This window comes from Arthrobacter sp. PTI12 (assembly GCF_056679915.1).
The window spans coordinates 2,317,398-2,336,181 of sequence record NZ_CM155256.1 but is presented as its reverse complement, the minus strand read 5'-3'; the positions used below and the strand labels follow the sequence as shown (position 1 = coordinate 2,336,181).

The window sequence follows — 18,784 nt, the reverse complement described above, 5'->3', positions numbered from 1 at the left end:
ACAGAACGGAGAGGGAGGCCATGAGCGGACTCTCTGGAGATAGCCTTCCACCTCCTTTCACCCGTGAAGCGGAGGGATTCATCGGCTACCTCTCCAGGGAGCGGAATCGTTCAATCCACACTGTGCGCGCTTACCGGGGAGACCTTGCGGAATTTGCATCTTTCGCGGCCGAGCGGGGTATCGCGGATCTCACGGAGGTGGATTTGAGTTGCCTGCGGGCATGGCTTGGTTCACTCGATCAGCACGGGCTCTCCAGGGCAACCATTGCCCGCCGTGCAGCAACGGTCCGCAATTTTCTCGCCTGGGCTACCCGTGAAGGTTACTTGCAAGACAACCCCGCACTCCGGCTGAAAGCGCCTCGCCGTCAGAACGGTCTACCTGACGTCCTGTCGGAATCCCAGCTGCAGCCCTTGCTGGCATCCACGCTAGAGGCGGCGCTGGAAGGCGACCCCGCAGCGCTACGCTCCCGTGCTGTGCTTGAGTTGCTGTACGGGTCCGGCATCCGTGTCGGTGAATTGGTTGGCCTGGACATCGACGACCTCGACCACGATCGACGCACTGTCCGTGTGCTCGGCAAGGGCAACAAGGAGCGCACCGTGCCGTATGGCGTGCCGGCGGCTCACGCACTCAACGACTGGCTCACACGCGGAAGAAGGCTCTGGATCGGTCCCGACAGCGGGACCGCTCTGTTCCTCGGACCAAGGGGGCGCCGCCTCGACCAGCGTCAGGCCCGGTCCATCGTGGAAAGATTGCTCGCGTCGGTCGATGGCACCGGCGCCAGAGGCCCGCACGCTCTGCGGCATACGGCCGCTACCCATCTGCTCGACGGCGGCGCGGATTTACGAGCAGTGCAGGAACTTCTCGGGCACCAAAGCCTGGCAACCACTCAGTTGTATACCCATGTCTCAGTAGACCGGCTTCGCCGAAGTTACGAGCAGGCTCACCCTCGGGCATGACCGCAGGCAATTTTTCCCATGGCGCGCTATGGATACTGCGGAGGTAAGTACAGTGGCGCCGTTCGCTTTCATAGGGCAGAATGATGCTAGTTCAATACTCGTGGACTGAGAGCCCCAGTGAAACGTCACTGAAAATCATCGCCACGCTGCAACTCAGGCGCTACCACCTGTAACTGAAGGTCGTTGGGGAAGACGTACCTACAGCTATGGAGGATGGAATGTCTGTTGTGATGGCGCGCGGTGTTTTGTATCTACACTCAGCCCCTTCTGCGTTGTGCCCTCATATCGAGTGGGCCGTCGGATCGGTCATTGACCAGCGCGTGGATTTGCAGTGGTCTCCGCAGCCTGCTGCGCCCGGAATGTTCCGCGCGGAACTCTCCTGGGTTGCGGCGCAAGGGTCCGGGGCTAAGCTGGCTTCTGCCCTGCGGGGGTGGGCGCACCTCCGTTACGAGGTAACCGAAGAGCAGAGCGCCGGCGCTGACGGCGGCCGCTGGTCGCATACCCCGGAGTTGGGCATCTTCCACGCGACCACCGATGTCCACGGCAATGTCATGGTCACCGAAGATCGCATCAGGTATGCATACGAGGCTGGTGCCGGTGATCCGGCGGCCGTCTACCACGAACTTTCGCTTGCACTGGGTGAATCATGGGATGAGGAACTGGAACCGTTCCGGCATGCCGGAGAGGGAGCTCCAGTCCGCTGGCTGCATCAAGTCGGCTAACTGATTCGCTTGCGCTTCGAGGCAATGCGGCCCGGGTACCAGTTGGTACCCGGGCCGCATTCCTGCTCTGCGTCACTTCCCGCAGGTTAGACGTTCTTCACCACGATGACCGCATTGTGGCCGCCGAAACCAAAGGAGTTGCTGAGCGCCACGACATCACCCGAGGGCAGATCGCGTGCGGAGGTGACCACGTCCAGCGGAATCTGCGGGTCCTGGTTCTCGAGGTTGATGGTAACCGGTGCCCGTCGCTCATAGACGGCGAGCACGGTCATAACCGCCTCAACAGCACCGGATGCTCCAAGCAGGTGCCCTGTCTGCGACTTGGTAGCCGAAACAGCCACTGACTCCACCTGGTTGCCCAGCGCGGTCTTGAGGGCGACATACTCCGGCTGGTCCCCGACAGGCGTGGATGTGGCGTGTGCATTGACATGCACAATATCGGACGGCTGAACACGCGCGTCGAACATCGCTGCCTTCAGAGCCCGGGTAGCACCGAGCCCCCCGGGATCCGGCGCAGTGATGTGATACGCATCCGCGGTGACGGATGTTCCCGCCAGTTCCCCATAGATTTTTGCGCCGCGCGCAAGAGCATGCTCCTCCGCCTCGAGTAGCAATGCTCCTGCGCCCTCGCCCATGACAAAGCCGTCGCGGTCCACATCATAGGGGCGGGAGGCGTGCTCGGGATCATCATTGCGGCGAGACAGAGCCTGCATGGAAGCAAACGCCGCAATCGGCATCGGGTGGATAGCGGCTTCCGCGCCACCGCACATGACCACGTCGGCTTTTCCGGACCGGATCAGTTCAAGTCCCTGATGAAGGGCTTCGGTTCCGGATGCGCACGCGGACACGGGAGTATGTGCCCCCGCGCGGGCCCCCAAATCAAGACTGACTGCTGCTGCCGGGCCGTTGGGCATGAGCATGGGAACCGTCATCGGCAGGACTCGCCGCGGTCCCTTGGCCCGGAGGGTATCCCAAGCATCCAGGAGGGTCCACACGCCTCCGATTCCGGTAGCGAAAGCCACGGCGAAGCGATCGTGGTCAACCTCTTCGATCCCGGAGTCGCGCCATGCTTCACGCGCAGCAATGACCGCGAACTGGGTGGAGGGGTCCATTCGCTTGGCCTCCACGCGGGAAAGGACTTCGCTTGCCGGAGTCGAAACCTGGGCGGCGAAAGTGACCGGTAGCTCGTACTCGGCGACCCAGTCGGCCTCGATGGTGCGCGCGCCGGAGACGCCCTTCAGCGCGTTTGCCCACATGGTGGGAACATCGCCGCCGATGGGGGTGGTGGCGCCCAAGCCGGTGATGACTACTTTGCGTGCCATGGTTCACTCTCTGATGCGTCGTTGTTTCCGTGTGGAAAATGTGCCTGATGAGGCGGCGATGGCGACTTCAGGAAGCCACCGCCGCACGCCACTAGGACTGTGCGTTGGCGATGAAATTCACTGCATCGCCGACGGTCTTGAGGTTCTTGACTTCCTCGTCCGGAATGCGCACGCCGAACTTCTCCTCGGCGTTGACAACGATGGTCATCATGGAAATTGAGTCAATGTCCAGGTCGTCGGTGAAGGACTTGTCCGTCTCCACGGACTCGGGCGCCAAACCGGTCTCTTCGTTGACGATTTCTGCCAGTCCTGCGAGGATCTCTTCGTTGCTAGCCATGATGGCTCCTTTTCTTTGAGTCCGGTGTATCCGGATCGATTCGATCAGACCGCACGGTGCGGGCTGAAGTGGAAAACTACGGGAGCACAACCACCTGGGCTCCAAAGACGAGCCCGGCCCCGAACCCAATCTGCAGGGCAAGACCTCCGCTAAGGTCTGGGTTCTCGGACAACAGGCGATGCATTGCAAGGGGAATCGAAGCAGCGGAGGTGTTGCCGGCATCGACAATATCCCGAGCGACAGCCACATGCTCGGGCAGTCCCAACTGTTTCACCATCTCGTCAATGATCCGGATGTTCGCCTGGTGCGGGACGAAGGCAACGAGGTCCTCTGCTCGGATTCCGGCGGCGTCGAGCGCCTGCTGCGCCACTTTCGCCATTTCCCAGACCGCCCACCGGAAAACGGTCGGGCCGTCCTGGCGCATGGTGGGCCAGATTGCGGATTCCGCGGCTGAGGCCAGCGCTTCCGGGCCGCCCGAAAGCGCCGCAGAAGAGAGTTCACGCACATCGAGCAGCGAATGCGTCATACGAATCGATTCGTGCTTGCTGCCGTCCGAGCCCCATACAGAAGGGCCGATGCCGGGCGAGTCCGAGGGACCAATGACAACTGCTCCGGCTCCATCACCAAGCAGGAAGGAAATAGTGCGTTCCGTGTTGTCAATGAAATCGGAGAGCTTCTCCACGCCAACCACGAGTACGTAATCGGCAGTTCCCGCGTGCACCAGAGCATCGGCCTGGGCAATGCCGTAGCAGTAACCGGCGCAGGCCGCCGAGATGTCATACGCCGGCGCAGGGGTAGCCCCCAGGCGGTCAGCCAGTTGCGCGGCTGCGGACGGGGTTGCGTACGGATGTGTGACGGTCGAGACCAGCACAGCGCCCAGCTGCGAGGCTTCGATACCTGCATCCGTGAGAGCGGCCCGCGCTGCTGCTTCTCCCATATCGATGACACTGGTGTCCTTGTCAGCCCGGTGACGCGTGACGATCCCCGTTCGTTGACGGATCCATTCGTCGGACGAATCGATCCACTGGCAGATGTCCTCGTTTGTGACAATTACCTCGGGACGGTAGATGCCCAGGCCGTGAATGCGGGTGTGCTCGCGCAGTGTGGACTGTTTGAGGGTAGGTGTAGTCACGCGTTTCCTTTGACGATGGGGGCGTCCGCCGGGGGAGCGGTGCGCGAATGCTCTTCCATAAAGTCCCGCGCGTTGTCGATGTCCTCAGGCGTTTTGACTGCGAGGCTGGCTGTGCCGCGCATCCCGCGTTTCGCCAGCCCTGTCAGCGTACCCGCGGGCGGAAGCTCAAGCACTCCCGAGACGCCCATGTCCTGAAGCCGCTGCATGCACAGGTCCCATCGAACGGGACGGGAGATCTGCGCGATCAGGCTATCAAGGTTCAGCTCCCCGGAGGCGACTGGTTCGCCGTCGTAGTTGGAAAGCAGCGTGGCGAGGGGAGCCGTGGGTGAAAGTGAGGGCCGAAGAGCTTCAAGGGCTTCTACCGCGGGAGCCATGTGGTGGGTATGGAAGGCACCCGCCACCTTGAGTGGGATTACGCGCGCTCTCTGTGGCGGGTCGGCAGCAAGTGAAGCCAGCTGATCGAGTGTGCCGGCCGCAACAATCTGGCCGCCGCCATTGGCGTTCGCAGCGGTAAGTCCGTGCCGTTGCAAAGTGTCAGCGACATCGGCGGGCTCCCCGCCCAGAACAGCGCTCATACCGGTCGGCGTGGCGGCGGCTGCCGCCGCCATTGATTGCGCACGGGTGCGTACCAGCGCGACTGCGTCCTGCTCGGTCAGTGCGCCCGCGACGGCGGAGGCGGTCAATTCACCCACCGAGTGCCCGGCCACGACTGTGGCGGAGGTCAACGGTGTAGTACCGAGAAGCACACGGACAGCGACCAGGCCAGCAGCAACGATGAGCGGTTGTGCCACTGCCGTATCCCGGATGGTTTCTTCGTCAGAAACAGTGCCGTGCCGCACCAGGTCGACACCGGCGGATTCGCTGAGAGCCGCCAGATGCTCGCGTACACCCGGGAGATCGAGCCAGGGATTGAGGAATCCGGGGGACTGGGAGCCTTGTCCAGGGCAGAGAATTGCAAGCACGTATCAAGCTTTCCAAATGGGCGGTCAGAAGCAGGGTGTTCGGGTGCACGAAGCTCCCCGAGCCACTTTGTAGGAAGTCTACAACGATGCCGTCCGATCCATTCGTGTCGACGGACGCTCCGCTGCACCTCTGGGCGGTGGAGAGAGACGGCCGATGACGAGGGCCGTCTGGAGAACAAAAGCCTCGCGTGGAAGCAGCGGATCCCACCCCGTGATGTCGCACACGCGCCGCAGGCGGTAACGCACCGTATTGGCATGGACGAACAGTTCGCGGGAGGTAGCTTCCAGGGAATGTCCGAGGGCGATGTACGCCGAGAGCGTCTCCTCAAGACCGTTCTGCGCACTGGCAAGAGGGCGGTAGATGTTTCGCAGCAGCGCCTTGCGGGCCGTTTCGTCGCCGGAAATGACGCGTTCCGGCCATAGATCGTCGGCAGCTACCGGACGTGGGGCCGACGGCCACGCGCGCGCGGCCGTGAGCCCCGCGAAGGCGGCCTGGGCGGAACCGCTGGCGGCAACGAGGGAAGCTGATTCAGGCCCATAGACTACTGGGCCCGGTCCGAAAAGCTCGCTCAGCCGGGAATAGGAGTTATCGCGGTCCTGGACGCCTCCGAGGACAAGGATGAGGCGATCCCCCTGGATACCGACCAGGGTGTCTTCCGCCAGCCGGCCTGTTGTGCGGCGTAGCTCATTGAGGAACATGGCATTCGGTTCAGCGGGAGAGCTGCCAACCATGACCGTGATCGGTGCCTGGGACTTCCAGCCCACCGCAGCGATCCGGGAGCGCAGTGCGTCGGAGCTTTCTCCCCGCAGAATGGCGTCCACCACCAACGCTTCAAGCCGCGTATCCCATGAACCGCGCGTTTCGGCCGCCCGGGCATAGACATCGGCTGCCGCAAAAGCGACCTCTCGGGAGTACCTGAGCACGGCCTCCCGAAGCGGCCACTGGTCGGCGTCCGCGGCAAGGTCAGGAACCTGATCCTCCACTACCTGCACGACGACGCGAATGAGCTGGAGAGCTTTCTGGAGACTGATGGAACGCGTGAGTTCGGTGGGGGCAGTCCCGAATACATCACTGAGGACCCAGGCAGGGGAGACCGGCTTCTGATACCAGTTGACGAAGGATGCGATGCCCTTCTGGGCGACCAGGCCAAGCGCGGACCGCTCGTCGGGACGCAGATTGCGGTACCAGGGAAGGGAAGAATCCAATTGTTTCAGGGTGGCCGTCGAAAGCGCGCCGATCTGTGTCCGCAGCCGGTCTACCGTCGCCGGATCCGGAATGGGCAGGGATGTTCCGCGCGGCGGAGTGGGCGATGCCATTGAACGAGCATACGGCTCTGCCACCCAAGGCTCCATTTTGTACGAAGGCTACAAAGGAACGGCTTAAGATACGAGCAGGATCCGCCGGGCTCACATGGATGCCGGCGGACCCTGCTCGAACAGAAAGGGTTAGGAGTCTCCGCCCGCGTTGCCCGTTGTTCCCGCGTTGACGTCGAGGAGCGCGTACTTCTCGATTGCCTGGCGCGGAGCGTCTGCGTCTACCTCTCCCCGCTTCGCGAGGAGCTCAAGAGTGCGTACGACGACGGAGTGGGAGTCGATCTTGAAGTACCGCCTGGCTGCGGCGCGTGTGTCTGAAAAGCCGAACCCGTCCGCTCCGAGTGTGGCGAAGTCCTGCGGCAGGAACTGGCGGATTTGATCCGGAACAGCCTTCATGTAGTCGGTGACGGCCACGATCGGTCCGGGTGCGTCGCCGAGCCGCTTGGTGACGAAGGGAACGCGGGCCTCTGCATCGGGGTTGAGGAACGCCTCCTCCTCGGCGGCGAGTGCGTCACGCCGCAGCTCCGTCCACGAGGTCACCGACCACACATCGGCGGAGACATTCCACTCCTCGGCAAGAATGCGCTGCGCCTCGAGCGCCCACGGGACGGCCACGCCGGAGGCCAGGATCTGTGACCTCGGAGTATTCTCCGCGGAATGCCCGTCCTTGAGCTTATAGATGCCGCGGAGCAGCCCGTCCACATCGAGGTTCTCCGGCTCTACCGGCTGGATGATGGGCTCGTTGTAGACAGTGAGGTAGTACATGACGTTGGGATCGGCCCCGGAGACTGCGTTGCCGTTACCGTACATCCGCTCGAGGCCATCGTGGACAATGTGCCCGATCTCGTATCCGTAGGCCGGGTCGTAGGTGATGACGGCGGGGTTGGTGGAGGCAAGGATGGGTGAGTGTCCGTCGGCGTGTTGGAGGCCTTCGCCGGTGAGGGTGGTACGGCCTGCGGTGGCGCCGATGATGAACCCGCGGGTCATCTGGTCACCGGCTGCCCAGAAGGAATCTCCCGTGCGCTGGAATCCGAACATCGAGTAGAACACGTAGATCGGAATCAGCGGCTCGCCCTGCGTGGCGTACGCCGTGCCAGCCGCGGTGAACGCAGCAACTGATCCGGCTTCATTGATGCCGGCGTGGAGGATTTGGCCTTGAATCGATTCCTTGTACGCGAGAACCAGGTCGCGGTCTACCGAGAGGTAGTTCTGGCCCTTGGGGTTGTAGATCTTCGCTGTCGGGAAAAAGGCATCAATGCCGAACGTCCGGGCCTCGTCCGGAATGATTGGCACCACCCGCTTGCCGAACTCCTTGTCCCGCATGAGGTCCTTGAGGAGACGGACGAAGGCCATCGTGGTGGCGGCCTGCTGCTTCCCCGAGCCGCGCTTGGCCACTTCATAGGTCTTGTCTCCCGGGAGGGCGACCTCTGAATGCTTGGTACGGCGTTCCGGTAGGTACCCTCCGAGGGCCTTGCGGCGTTCGTGGAGGTATTTGATTTCGGGGGAGTCGGGTCCGGGGTGGTAGTAGGGCGCGTTGTAGAGGTCGGCTTCGAGTGCTTCGTCGGGGATGGGGATGCGCAGGTGGTCGCGGAAGTCCTTGAGGTCCTGAAGGGTGAGTTTCTTCATCTGGTGGGTCGCGTTACGGCCCTCGAAGTGTGAACCCAACCCGTATCCCTTGACCGTTTTGGCCAGAATCACGGTCGGTTTGCCCTTGAACTCGGTGGCGGCCTTGTACGCCGCGTACACCTTCCGGTAATCATGCCCGCCGCGCTTGAGTCCCCACACCTGCGCATCATCCATATCCGCCACGAGATCCTTCGTGGCCGGGGTCTTCCCGAAGAAGTGATCGCGCACAAACCCACCGGATTCCGCCTTGTAGGTCTGGTAATCCCCGTCAGCGGTCTCATTCATGATCTTCACCAGATCCCCGGTGGTGTCCCTGGCAAGCAGGTCATCCCACTCCCGGCCCCACACCACCTTGATCACGTTCCACCCCGCACCGCGGAAGAACGCCTCGAGTTCCTGCATGATCTTCCCGTTACCACGCACTGGCCCGTCCAGGCGCTGCAGGTTGCAGTTGATCACGAAGTTCAGGTTGTCCAGATTCTCATTGGCCGCCAACTGCAACAACCCCCGCGATTCGGGCTCATCCATCTCCCCATCCCCCAGGAACGCCCACACCTGCTGATCACTGGTGTCTTTCAACCCGCGGTTCTGCAGATACCGGTTGGACTGCGCCTGATAGATCGCGTTCATCGGCCCGATCCCCATCGACACCGTCGGGAACTCCCAGAACTCCGGCATCAACCTGGGGTGCGGATACGAGGACAACGCATGACCGGCCTTGGACTTCTCCTGCCGGAACCCGTCCAGATCCTCCTCGGTCAGCCGGCCCTCCAGGAACGCGCGCGCATACATCCCCGGCGACGCGTGGCCCTGGAAGAACACCTGATCCCCACCCGAGGGGTGGTCCTTACCCTTGAAGAAATGATTGAACCCCACCTCATACAGGGTCGCCGCACCCGCATACGTGGAAATATGGCCGCCCACACCGATCTCCGGACGCTGCGCCCGATGCACCATCACCGCAGCATTCCACCGCATCCACGCCCGGTACTTCCGCTCGATCTCCTCATCCCCAGGGAACTCAGGCTCCTCATCGACCGGAATCGAGTTCACATAATCAGTAGTCACAACACTGGGAAGACCCACCGACCGGCCACCAGCACGCGCCAGCAAACGCCCCAAAACATCACGGGCACGATCAGAACCACGCTGATCAATCAACTGATCAAAGGACTCAATCCACTCAGCCGTCTCCTCAGGATCCGAATCCCCACCAACACCCGAACCCACAATCCCCTGATCAGCAACCATGCCAAACCCTCCCAATCCGCAGATTATGTCTGCGACGTCTACGACTTCGTGCTTCGGGCCGTTGCTCGTCGAAGCGGTCAGAATCCGGTCGGCGTTCGCCGCACCTATGGATTCACTGTGACACTCTAGCCCCGCGGGCTGTTTGATGCGTAGCTGAACGGGTACCGGTGGGGCCAGGTTACGCCCTCACCGAACACCCCTCTCTTTCCTCTGCTCACCGGCTGTTTCCGGCTGGCGAAGGTCCGGGCGCGGGCGGACGGGCCGTCGTCGTTGTGCTGGCGGCGCGGAAAGCGCGGGTTGAAGCGTGGCGCTTAAGGGTGTTGGCTGGTAATAATGCATATCAACGTACTGTGGATCCGGGGCCAGAGGCACCACCGAGACAATCGCAGTGACAATCGCAGCCTTTCGGAAGGAAAAAAGTGAGCGAGGCCGAAGCCGCCACAGCAGGAAGCGTGGCGGGCAAACTGGGTTTCAAGGACGGCGACCTTGTTCAGGAACTTGGGTACGACGAGGATGTTGATTTCGACTTCCGTGCGGATCTGGAAGATGAGATCGGATCGGAACTGCTGACGGAGGACGATCAGGATGTTGTCGACGGCGTAGTCCTATGGTGGCGTACTGATGACGGCGATCTGGTGGATGCGCTGGTGGATTCACTGACTTCGCTCGATGATGGCGGCGTGGTCTGGCTGCTGACACCGAAGTCGGGCCGGGACGGGTATGTCCCGCCGTCTGAAATCCAGGAGGCAGCGCCTACTGCCGGACTTCATGCCACGTCTTCAGCCGGAGTCTCCCGGGACTGGGCGGCAACCCGGCTAGTGGCCCGTCGCAAACAGTAGGTGACAATTCAGCCGGCGCCCGGCCACCTTGCTCCGGGGTTTGAACTCCCCAACCAACACGGGGAGCCGGTCAGTCTGAGCGCGCTGCGCGGTACCGCCGTCGTGCTGGTGTTCTACCCGTTCGCGTTCTCCCGCGTCTGCACCGATGAACTGGATGAACTACAGGCGAATCTGGGGGAGTTCCGGAGCCGCAGCGCGAGAGTGCTGGCCGTCTCGATCGATCACCGGTATGCCCTGCGCACTTACGCAGAGCAGAGGGGATACGGGTTCGACCTCCTCTCTGACTTCTGGCCGCACGGTGAGGTGGCTGAACAGTATCGTGTGCTGAATTTGTCAGAGGGATATGCGCGTCGAAGTACTTTCTTCATCGATCCTGCCGGACTCATCAATTCGCGCGTGGACGCTCCTCTGGGAGAGGGCCGGGCCTTCGAGACCTACCGTTCCGCTCTCCTCAGTCTTTCCCAACACACCGCAGAATCTCCGCGATGACATCTTCGCCGCTGCCGCACGCATCGTCGCTCCCAGGATTCGGAACAACAGGATTCGTCCGGGGTGAGCCTGCCGCGGCAAGCTCTCTGACGGCTTCGCAGCTGACGAGCCTGCGTGGGGTGGCTGATCTTCTTGCGCATCTGCGCCTCACTGTTCTGACTGGCGCAGGTTTGAGCACGGATTCCGGTATCCCGGATTACCGCGGACCGAATTCCGTCCCCCGGAATCCCATGACGTACCAACAGTTCGTGGGCGACGACGCACTAAGGCGGCGCTATTGGGCACGTAACCATATCGGCTGGCACCACCTGCGTCGGGCGCACCCGAACGACGGCCACCGTGCCCTGGTGCGGATGGAGCAGCGGGGGCTGCTGACCGGCTTGATCACACAGAATGTGGACCGGCTGCATTCGTCGGCCGGCAGCACGAAGGTTGTGGATCTGCACGGAACGTATGATCGCGTGTTGTGTCTGAGCTGTCGTACCTTGTTCAGCCGCCAGGACATCGCGGGGCTGCTTGAGCGGCTCAATCCCGGGTACCTCGAGCGCACCGGCAACGCCGGTGACGTTGCACCTGATGCAGATGCCGATGTTGACGACACCTCCGACTTCATGGTTGCGCCTTGCCCGGTGTGCGGCGGCATGCTCAAGCCGGACTTCGTCTACTTCGGTGAAAACGTACCCAAGGATCGCGTGGATCGGGCGTATGCGATGGTGGATGACGCCGGCGCCCTCCTGGTTGCGGGCTCGTCACTGACAGTCATGAGCGGCCTGCGATTTGTGCGCCATGCGGCCAAGCAGGCAAAACCGGTTGTCATCATCAACCGGGGTGCAACCCGAGGAGACGACTTCGCGTCGTTGAAGCTTGAACTCGGCGTCTCGGAATCGTTGGCGTACCTCGCGGACGCCTTACCCGGGGCTACGACCGAGGAGGTGGGACCAGCGAGACGCTGATTGGCATTGCAGAGCGTCGATCCGGTACAGTAATTCCTCGTGGTGGAGAGCAGGTCAGTCCAGCCCCGCCGTGTCAAGGGTCTTTAGCTCAGCTGGTAGAGCGCCACGTTTACACCGTGGATGTCATCGGTTCGATCCCGGTAGGACCCACCAAGAAAAACCCCGTTGTTCCCGGCCCTGCGGCCTGGGCAGCGGGGTTTTTCGCGTGTCTGTTCTTGTTCGTATCCGGTGCTTTTTGCTCGACGCTTCCATGCACGAATGTTTCGACGGATTACCTCAGCGCGGAAGCGCCGTCTGGCTTCGAACATGACGCCGGTAATAGGGTGGGAGAGCCAAGGCGCACAGGGGCGTCGCTAAGTGATGTGTCCCTGACCACGGGGGCAACCTGCAGATGGAGACTTGATGAGTGCACAAATCGGCGTGACCGGCCTTGCCGTCATGGGAGCAAACCTGGCACGGAACCTCGCACGCAACGGGTACACCGTAGCCCTTCACAACCGCTCGGTTGAGAAGACCGATGCTTTGCTTGAGAAGCACGGAAGCGAGGGCGATTTCATCCGGACGGAGTCCCTCCAGGAACTGGTTGACTCGCTGGAGAAGCCGCGCCGGGTGCTCATCATGGTAAAGGCGGGCGCTCCGGTGGACTCCGTCATCGAGCAGCTCGAACCGCTGCTGGAAGCGGGGGACATCATCATTGATGCCGGCAACTCACACTATGAAGACACGCGCCGGCGAGAAGCGGCGCTTGCGGAGAAGAATCTTCACTTCGTTGGGGTCGGTGTTTCCGGTGGCGAGGAGGGAGCGCTGCTCGGACCCTCCATCATGCCCGGTGGCTCACGTGAGTCCTATGACTCGCTTGGTCCCATGCTGGAGAAGATCTCTGCCAAGTACAACGGCGAGGCGTGCTGCCGGTGGATCGGCACCGACGGCGCCGGGCACTTCGTCAAGATGGTGCACAACGGCATTGAGTATGCCGACATGCAGGTTATTGGCGAGGCCTATGATGTCCTTCGCACTGCTGCTGGGATTGAGCCGGCAGACCAGGCAAAGATCTTCAGCGAATGGAACACCGGAACACTCTCGTCCTTCCTGATCGAGATCACGGCTGAAGTCCTCGCCCACACCGACGAGCGCACCGGCAAGCCGTTCGTCGACGTCGTCGTCGATTCAGCGGGCCAGAAGGGTACCGGCCGCTGGACTGTCGTTTCGGCACTTGAACTCGGTAGCCCCACCTCAGGCATCGCGGAATCCGTGTTCGCACGCGGCCTCTCCTCACAGCGGGGTCAGCGTGAGCTTGCACAGGGCATTCTTGAGGGTCACGAGGGCACAGTTGAATTGCCCGAGGGTTTCGTTGAAGACGTTCGTCTCGCGCTGTACGCGTCGAAGCTGGTCAGCTACGCCCAGGGCATTGACATGCTGACAGCGGCTGCAACGGAGTACGGCTGGGACCTGAAGCTCGACGAGATCGCTTCACTCTGGAGGGCCGGTTGCATCATTCGCGCCGAGCTGCTCGACGACATCATGAAGGCTTACGCGGGAGATGAGAGGCCGGCTAACCTGCTCCTGGCTCCGGCGTTCGCTGAATCCATTGCAGGTGCGGTTCCCGCATGGCGCCGCGTCGTTGCAACTGCGGTCCAGCTGGGCATCCCGGTTCCGGTGTTCTCCTCGTCCCTGGCCTACTACGATGGCCTCCGCCGCAAACGACTGCCTGCCGCACTCACCCAGGGCCTCCGCGATCTCTTCGGAGCCCACACCTATAACCGCGTGGACGCTGAGGGCACATTCCACACGCTCTGGGGCGAAGACCGCTCGGAAGTCGAAGCCGTCGACACACACTAGGAAACCTGAAGCACGAAATAGCGCCCCAGCGGAACAATCCGATCCGCCGGGGCGCTATTTGTCGTTCTCGCCAGCTTTGGCTAGATATACAGGGCCGGGTCAATGTACTCGGCTGGATCCACCGCAGGCAGCGTTTCGCGTGCGGAGTCCCGGTGACGGAAAGTCGCGGGAATGCCGGTGATGATGGAGTCGGGTGGCGTATCCTTCACAACGACGGCGTTGGCACCCACCGCGCTGCCCGCACCGATGGTGATCGGACCAAGAACCTTGGCGCCGGCCCCGATCGTGACGCGGTCGCCGATGGTTGGGTGCCGCTTGACCTTCTCCAGGGACCGCCCGCCGAGGGTCACTCCCTGATACATCATGACGTCGTCGCCGATTTCAGCGGTGCCGCCGATCACCACACCCATACCGTGGTCTATGAAGAAGCGCCGGCCGATAGTAGCCTGCGGGTGTATCTCGATACCCGTCAGGAACCGGGCCGTCTGGGCGAGGATCCGGGCCGGAAACCGTAGCGGTGGAACCCGCCACATACGATGCGTCAGGCGGTGTACCCAGATGGCGTGCAGCCCTGAGTACACGATTCCGTTCTCGACGTCCCCTCGGGCTGCCGGATCATGGGCGCGGGCGGCCTCGAGGTCTTCTCGCATTCTCGCTAGGAAGCTCACAAACCACCCTCTGTTGAAGAAATGACTAACCCCGGATGTCGTCGAACAGTACGGTGGAAATGTAGCGCTCTCCGAAATCGCAGACGACGGCGACAATGAGCTTACCTGCGTTTTCAGGACGTTTGGCCAACTCCAGTGCTGCCCAGACGATGGCTCCGGAGGAGATACCGCCGAGGATGCCTTCCTGGGTACCCAGTGCACGTGCTACACGGACGGAATCTTCGACGCTGGCATCCATGACCTCGTCGTAGATGGAGGTATCGAGAATCTCGGGAACGAAATTGGCCCCAAGCCCCTGGATCTTGTGGGGACCGGGCGCGCCACCATTGAGGATTGCGGAATCCGCCGGCTCCACGGCCACAATCTGTACGCCCGGCTTCCGGTCCTTGAGTACCTGCCCGACGCCGGTGACGGTCCCGCCGGTCCCGACTCCGGCGACGAAGATGTCCACCTTGCCGTCGGTGTCATTCCACACTTCCTCGGCAGTGGTTTCGCGATGAACTGCCGGGTTTGCTTCGTTAGCGAACTGACGGGCCCAGATGGCATTGTCGCTGGCGGCTACGATTTCCTTCGCGCGATCTACAGCTCCACGCATGCCCTCGGAGCCGGGGGTGAGAACGATCTCCGCACCATAGGCCCGCAGCATCACCCGGCGCTCGGTGGACATGGTCTCCGGCATGGTGAGGACAACCTTGTAGCCGCGGGCAGCGCCCACCATGGCCAGTGCGATACCTGTATTACCCGAAGTGCCCTCGACGATCGTGCCGCCCGGCTTCAACGCCCCCGCTTTCTCGGCGGCATCGATGATTGCGACGCCGATGCGGTCCTTGACGCTGTTGGCGGGGTTATAGAACTCAAGCTTGACCGCTACTTCCGCATCCAGCCCTTCGGTCAGGCGGTTCAGGCGCACCAGCGGAGTGCGTCCTACCAACTGGGTGACGTCGTCGTAAATCGGTGCCATGAGATTCCTGTCTGGGTTAGGTGAAGGAGTTGAAGCAAAACTGTGCTCAGCCTAGTCAGCGGCCGGAAGCAGAACTATGCCATGAGCCATTCAGCGTAATATTTCCGGGCTTTGGCAAGCTTCGGATTGATAATCACCTGGCAGTAGCCCTGCTCCGGGTGCTTGGCGTAGAAGTTCTGGTGATACTCCTCCGCTACGTAGAACCGCGGAAGGCGGACCACCTCGGTCACGATCGGGTTTGCCCAGTCCTCCTGATGCCGCTCGATGGCGCGCTCGAACAGCTCCTTTTGCTCAGCGTCCTGGTAGAACATTGATGAGCGGTACTGCGTGCCGACGTCGTAACCCTGGCGGTTGAGCGTTGTCGGATCATGTGAAGCAAAGAAGATGCCGAAGATCACTTCGACGGGCACCACCGTCTCATCGAAAGTGACGGCAACGACCTCCGCGTGACCGGTGATGCCGGAGCACACGGAATCGTAGTTGGGTTCGGGGTCGTGGCCACCGGTATAGCCGGACACGACCTCTGTTACACCCTGGGTTTTTTGGTAGACGGCATCGAGGCACCAAAAGCAGCCCCCGCCCAGCACGAAAGTCATCATGGTGTTAACAATGCTTCGATCAGCGCGATGATTCCCGTCGCACCGCACCAGGGCACAGCGAGTTGGCGCCGAAGCCTGACCGGGCTTTTGGAAGCTGGTAGAACTAGGGCTATGGAAGCTGACGAAGAACACTCCCCAGCAGTGGACGAGGCGAGTGACTCGAGACCCACTGTCGGCGACGTCCTGCTCGCAATCGAAGAATTGTGGCCCGAGTCGCTGGCGGAGGGATGGGACGCCGTCGGCCTTGTTGTCGGTCGTCCGGATCGGGAGGTTTCGACGATTGTCTTCGCTGTGGATCCCTCGGAGGCTGTCGTCGGCGATGCCAGGAAACTTGGAGCGGATCTCATCGTTGCGCATCATCCGCTCATGTTGAAGCCGGTGAATTCGGTGGCGGCCACCCATGCCAAGGGCGCGGCCGTCCACGGGCTCATCGAGGCAGGCTGCGCGCTGGTTACTGTGCACACAAATGGGGACAGCGCGGTTGGCGGCGTTTCGGACGTCCTCGCTGACGCATTCGGACTGACCAATGTGGAACCGCTCGCAGGTTCAGCCGATGGGCTGCCTGAAGAAGGTATCGGCCGCGTCGGCGATCTGGCAGAGGTGACTTCGCTTGGAGAATTTGCGGAGCTGGTCTTCGGTCTGCTGCCCGCTGTTGCCGGCGGAATGCGGGTGGCCGGTGATCGTCACGGTCTTGTCCGGCGGGTAGCTGTCTGCGGCGGGGCGGGGGACAACCTGTTCGATCAGGTGCGTGCAAGCCAGGCTGATGTCTACGTGACCGCGGACCTCCGGCACCACCCGGCACTGGAAGCGCGGGAAGCCGCAGTGAACGGGCGCCCGTACCTTATTGATGTGTCCCACTTCGGCAGTGAGTGGCTCTGGCTGACGCCCGCGGCGAACGCGCTGTCCAACGTCCTGTCCGATCAGGGATTCACCGTTGACGTCCGGGTCAGTGCCGTTAATTCGGACCCCTGGGATTTTGTGCTCACGCCCGGTGAAGGCTAGCAGGCCGCACAAAATTGCCGACGCGCGGTGTGCTCAAGCGCGTGCCATAAGGTAGACGGACAACGAAATTCGGCGACGGCGGAGGACTATCGGTGGCAAAAGCACCTCAGGCGGAACAACTACGGCTTCTTGACCTGCAGGCCAGTGATTCCAAACTCAATCAGTTGCAGCGGCAAGCGGCCACCGTCAGCGCTAATCCTGAGTTGGTCGCGCTGGCAGCGCAGGTAGCGGACGCCGAGTCCGCACTGGTGTCTGCAGCCACAAACCTCGGGGATGCCGAGCGGGATCTCACCCGCGCGGAGGATGACGTGCAGGCAGTCGTCACAAGGCTGGAGCGTGATGAGCAGCGCTTGAACAGCGGCTCCGGCACGTCGAAGGACCTCACGGCGCTTCAAAGTGAGGTCACCTCGCTCACCCGGCGCCGCTCGGACCTTGAGGATATCGAGCTCGAGGTGATGGAGCGGGTCGAAGCCGCGAGGGCAGCACGGGATGATGCCCGCAAAAGGTCGGAGACAGTCCGGAGTCAGCTCGGGGAACTTGAGCGGGCTCGGGACGAGGAACTGGGCCGGATCGATGCCGAGCGCGCCGAGGTCCAGGCCGCACGCGATCAACTGGCGGCTTCTTTTGAGCCGGCCCTTCTCGCAATCTACGAGAGGACACTGGCCAAGCGCGGAGTCGGCGCGGCTCGTCTCTTCCACGGCCGGTCCGAGGGATCAGGCATGGAGCTCAGCCCCGGTGATCTCGCCGACATCTCACGCGCCGCGGCAGACGACGTCGTCTTCTGCCCCGACTCTGGCTGCATCCTTGTGCGTTCGTCCGAGTGGGGAAGCTGAGAAAGTGCAGGACTCCGCCGGAACACTGTTCGACGACGCATTTCCCTCCGCCACCGACGAGAGCCCTGACGGCCCTGCCCGTGACCTCCTGATCGTTGAAGCTGACGGCGGCTCCCGGGGAAATCCGGGCCATGCGGGCTACGGTGCGCTGGTACGTGATCCAAAGACGGGCGCGATCCTCGTGGAGAAAGCCGGCTACATCGGTATTGCATCCAATAACGTGGCGGAATACTCGGGGCTCCTCGCGGGCCTCACATTGGCGGATGAAATTGACTCCGGCTGTCGAATCCTTGTCAAGATGGATTCGAAGCTTGTCGTCGAGCAGATGAGCGGACGCTGGAAGATCAAGCATGCGGACATGCAGAAGCTGGCCGGGCGGGCCCGCCGCATCGTGGATCCCCGCCGCGTCCAGTACGAGTGGATTCCCCGCGAGAAGAACAAGGACGCAGACAGGCTCTCGAACGAGGCTATGGATGCAGGAATGGCAGGGGTTGAGTGGAAGCCCAAGAGCTCCCCGAGCCCGCAGGAAGATTCTAGGCCGGGCGAGAATGCCGACGTCGGTGGTCCACGGATAGCGTCAGGGACCCTGCATCATGTCGAGATCTGGATTCAGGATCTTAATGCCGCGCGCAGCAGTATGGGGTGGCTATTCGAACGGTTAGGGTTCCTTCCCAAGGACAGCTGGGAGAACGGCGCAAGCTGGGCAGGCAACGGTACCTACCTCGTGCTCGAGGCCGGCCCTGATGTCCTGTCGGGGCCACACGAGCGGCGCCGGCAAGGCGTCAATCACCTCGCCTTCAACGCCGGTACGCGAGCGCAGGTGGACCTGCTCGCGCGCCGGGCTGGAAGCCATGGATGGACCCTCCTGTTCCGTGATCGGCACCCCTACGCGGGTGGGCGGGAGCATTACGCAGCCTACCTGGAGAACGCAGAGGGGTTTGAGGTTGAACTCGTTGCGGACCAGAACGCGCAATAGCCC

Annotated in this window: 18 protein-coding genes and 1 tRNA gene; 10 read left to right on the top strand and 9 right to left on the bottom strand. The window is 62.3% G+C overall.

Annotated features, from left to right (window positions below; genetic code table 11):
- Positions 1-20: 20 nt before the first annotated feature.
- A complete protein-coding gene (locus tag AC1MBU_RS11190) occupies positions 21-956 on the top strand; it encodes a tyrosine recombinase XerC (RefSeq protein ID WP_277357250.1) in 936 nt (311 codons plus the stop codon).
- A 218-nt stretch (positions 957-1,174) separates the two neighbouring features.
- Complete coding sequence (locus AC1MBU_RS11185) at positions 1,175-1,678, top strand: DUF3145 domain-containing protein (RefSeq protein WP_056548325.1); 504 nt, start codon at positions 1,175-1,177, stop codon at positions 1,676-1,678.
- 86 nt (positions 1,679-1,764) lie between these two features.
- On the opposite strand, the gene fabF is transcribed toward AC1MBU_RS11185, so the two are convergent.
- The 6 genes from fabF to aceE all read right to left on the bottom strand — a co-directional run bounded on the left by fabF (position 1,765) and on the right by aceE (position 9,622).
- Positions 1,765-3,000 carry a beta-ketoacyl-ACP synthase II gene (fabF, locus tag AC1MBU_RS11180; RefSeq protein WP_056548327.1) on the bottom strand — a complete coding sequence of 412 codons (1,236 nt, stop codon included), beginning with the start codon at positions 2,998-3,000 and terminating at the stop codon, positions 1,765-1,767.
- Positions 3,001-3,091: 91 nt separating this feature from the next.
- Positions 3,092-3,337, bottom strand: coding sequence for an acyl carrier protein (locus AC1MBU_RS11175; RefSeq protein ID WP_056548330.1), 246 nt, complete (start codon positions 3,335-3,337; stop codon positions 3,092-3,094).
- Between the two features lie 76 nt (positions 3,338-3,413).
- Entirely contained in the window at positions 3,414-4,469 is a 1,056-nt protein-coding gene (locus AC1MBU_RS11170) for a beta-ketoacyl-ACP synthase III (protein WP_277357251.1), read from the bottom strand.
- Positions 4,466-5,431 carry an ACP S-malonyltransferase gene (locus tag AC1MBU_RS11165; protein WP_277357252.1) on the bottom strand — a complete coding sequence of 322 codons (966 nt, stop codon included), beginning with the start codon at positions 5,429-5,431 and terminating at the stop codon, positions 4,466-4,468. Before AC1MBU_RS11165 ends, AC1MBU_RS11170 begins: the two co-directional genes overlap by 4 nt.
- Before the next feature lie 78 nt (positions 5,432-5,509).
- The gene (locus AC1MBU_RS11160; RefSeq protein WP_277357253.1) at positions 5,510-6,748 is read right to left on the bottom strand and encodes a PucR family transcriptional regulator; all 1,239 of its coding nucleotides are present in this window, start codon (positions 6,746-6,748) and stop codon (positions 5,510-5,512) included.
- Between the two features lie 129 nt (positions 6,749-6,877).
- Positions 6,878-9,622 (bottom strand): pyruvate dehydrogenase (acetyl-transferring), homodimeric type, encoded by a 2,745-nt coding sequence (gene aceE, locus AC1MBU_RS11155; protein WP_479787210.1) that lies wholly within the window; start codon positions 9,620-9,622, stop codon positions 6,878-6,880.
- Between the two features lie 419 nt (positions 9,623-10,041).
- Between aceE and AC1MBU_RS11150 the strand changes: the two genes are divergently transcribed.
- The 5 genes from AC1MBU_RS11150 to gndA all read left to right on the top strand — a co-directional run bounded on the left by AC1MBU_RS11150 (position 10,042) and on the right by gndA (position 13,742).
- Positions 10,042-10,461, top strand: a complete 420-nt coding sequence (locus AC1MBU_RS11150) for a DUF3052 domain-containing protein (RefSeq protein ID WP_056546830.1) — start codon at positions 10,042-10,044, stop codon at positions 10,459-10,461.
- Positions 10,462-10,950, top strand: coding sequence for a redoxin domain-containing protein (locus tag AC1MBU_RS11145; RefSeq protein ID WP_471671767.1), 489 nt, complete (start codon positions 10,462-10,464; stop codon positions 10,948-10,950).
- Complete coding sequence (locus tag AC1MBU_RS11140) at positions 10,947-11,903, top strand: NAD-dependent protein deacetylase (protein WP_479787209.1); 957 nt, start codon at positions 10,947-10,949, stop codon at positions 11,901-11,903. Before AC1MBU_RS11145 ends, AC1MBU_RS11140 begins: the two co-directional genes overlap by 4 nt.
- A 77-nt stretch (positions 11,904-11,980) precedes the next feature.
- Positions 11,981-12,056: transfer RNA gene (locus AC1MBU_RS11135), tRNA-Val, on the top strand.
- 249 nt (positions 12,057-12,305) lie between these two features.
- On the top strand, positions 12,306-13,742 hold the full coding sequence (gene gndA / locus AC1MBU_RS11130) for an NADP-dependent phosphogluconate dehydrogenase (protein ID WP_277357256.1): 1,437 nt from the start codon (positions 12,306-12,308) through the stop codon (positions 13,740-13,742).
- A gap of 80 nt (positions 13,743-13,822) precedes the next feature.
- Here gndA and epsC read toward each other — a convergent pair whose 3' ends face one another.
- From epsC to msrA, 3 genes are all read right to left on the bottom strand, one after another.
- Positions 13,823-14,410, bottom strand: coding sequence for a serine O-acetyltransferase EpsC (gene epsC / locus AC1MBU_RS11125; RefSeq protein ID WP_056546842.1), 588 nt, complete (start codon positions 14,408-14,410; stop codon positions 13,823-13,825).
- A 25-nt stretch (positions 14,411-14,435) separates the two neighbouring features.
- On the bottom strand, positions 14,436-15,371 hold the full coding sequence (gene cysK / locus AC1MBU_RS11120; protein ID WP_056546844.1) for a cysteine synthase A: 936 nt from the start codon (positions 15,369-15,371) through the stop codon (positions 14,436-14,438).
- Positions 15,372-15,445: 74 nt separating this feature from the next.
- Complete coding sequence (msrA, locus tag AC1MBU_RS11115) at positions 15,446-15,970, bottom strand: peptide-methionine (S)-S-oxide reductase MsrA (protein ID WP_277357257.1); 525 nt, start codon at positions 15,968-15,970, stop codon at positions 15,446-15,448.
- A 111-nt stretch (positions 15,971-16,081) separates the two neighbouring features.
- Between msrA and AC1MBU_RS11110 the strand changes: the two genes are divergently transcribed.
- The 3 genes from AC1MBU_RS11110 to AC1MBU_RS11100 all read left to right on the top strand — a co-directional run bounded on the left by AC1MBU_RS11110 (position 16,082) and on the right by AC1MBU_RS11100 (position 18,781).
- Positions 16,082-16,972, top strand: a complete 891-nt coding sequence (locus tag AC1MBU_RS11110) for a Nif3-like dinuclear metal center hexameric protein (RefSeq protein ID WP_277357258.1) — start codon at positions 16,082-16,084, stop codon at positions 16,970-16,972.
- A gap of 92 nt (positions 16,973-17,064) precedes the next feature.
- Complete coding sequence (locus AC1MBU_RS11105) at positions 17,065-17,805, top strand: zinc ribbon domain-containing protein (protein WP_277357259.1); 741 nt, start codon at positions 17,065-17,067, stop codon at positions 17,803-17,805.
- A gap of 4 nt (positions 17,806-17,809) precedes the next feature.
- Positions 17,810-18,781: a reverse transcriptase-like protein gene (locus tag AC1MBU_RS11100; RefSeq protein WP_479787208.1), complete on the top strand. Its 972-nt coding sequence runs from the start codon at positions 17,810-17,812 to the stop codon at positions 18,779-18,781.
- Positions 18,782-18,784: the final 3 nt, after the last annotated feature.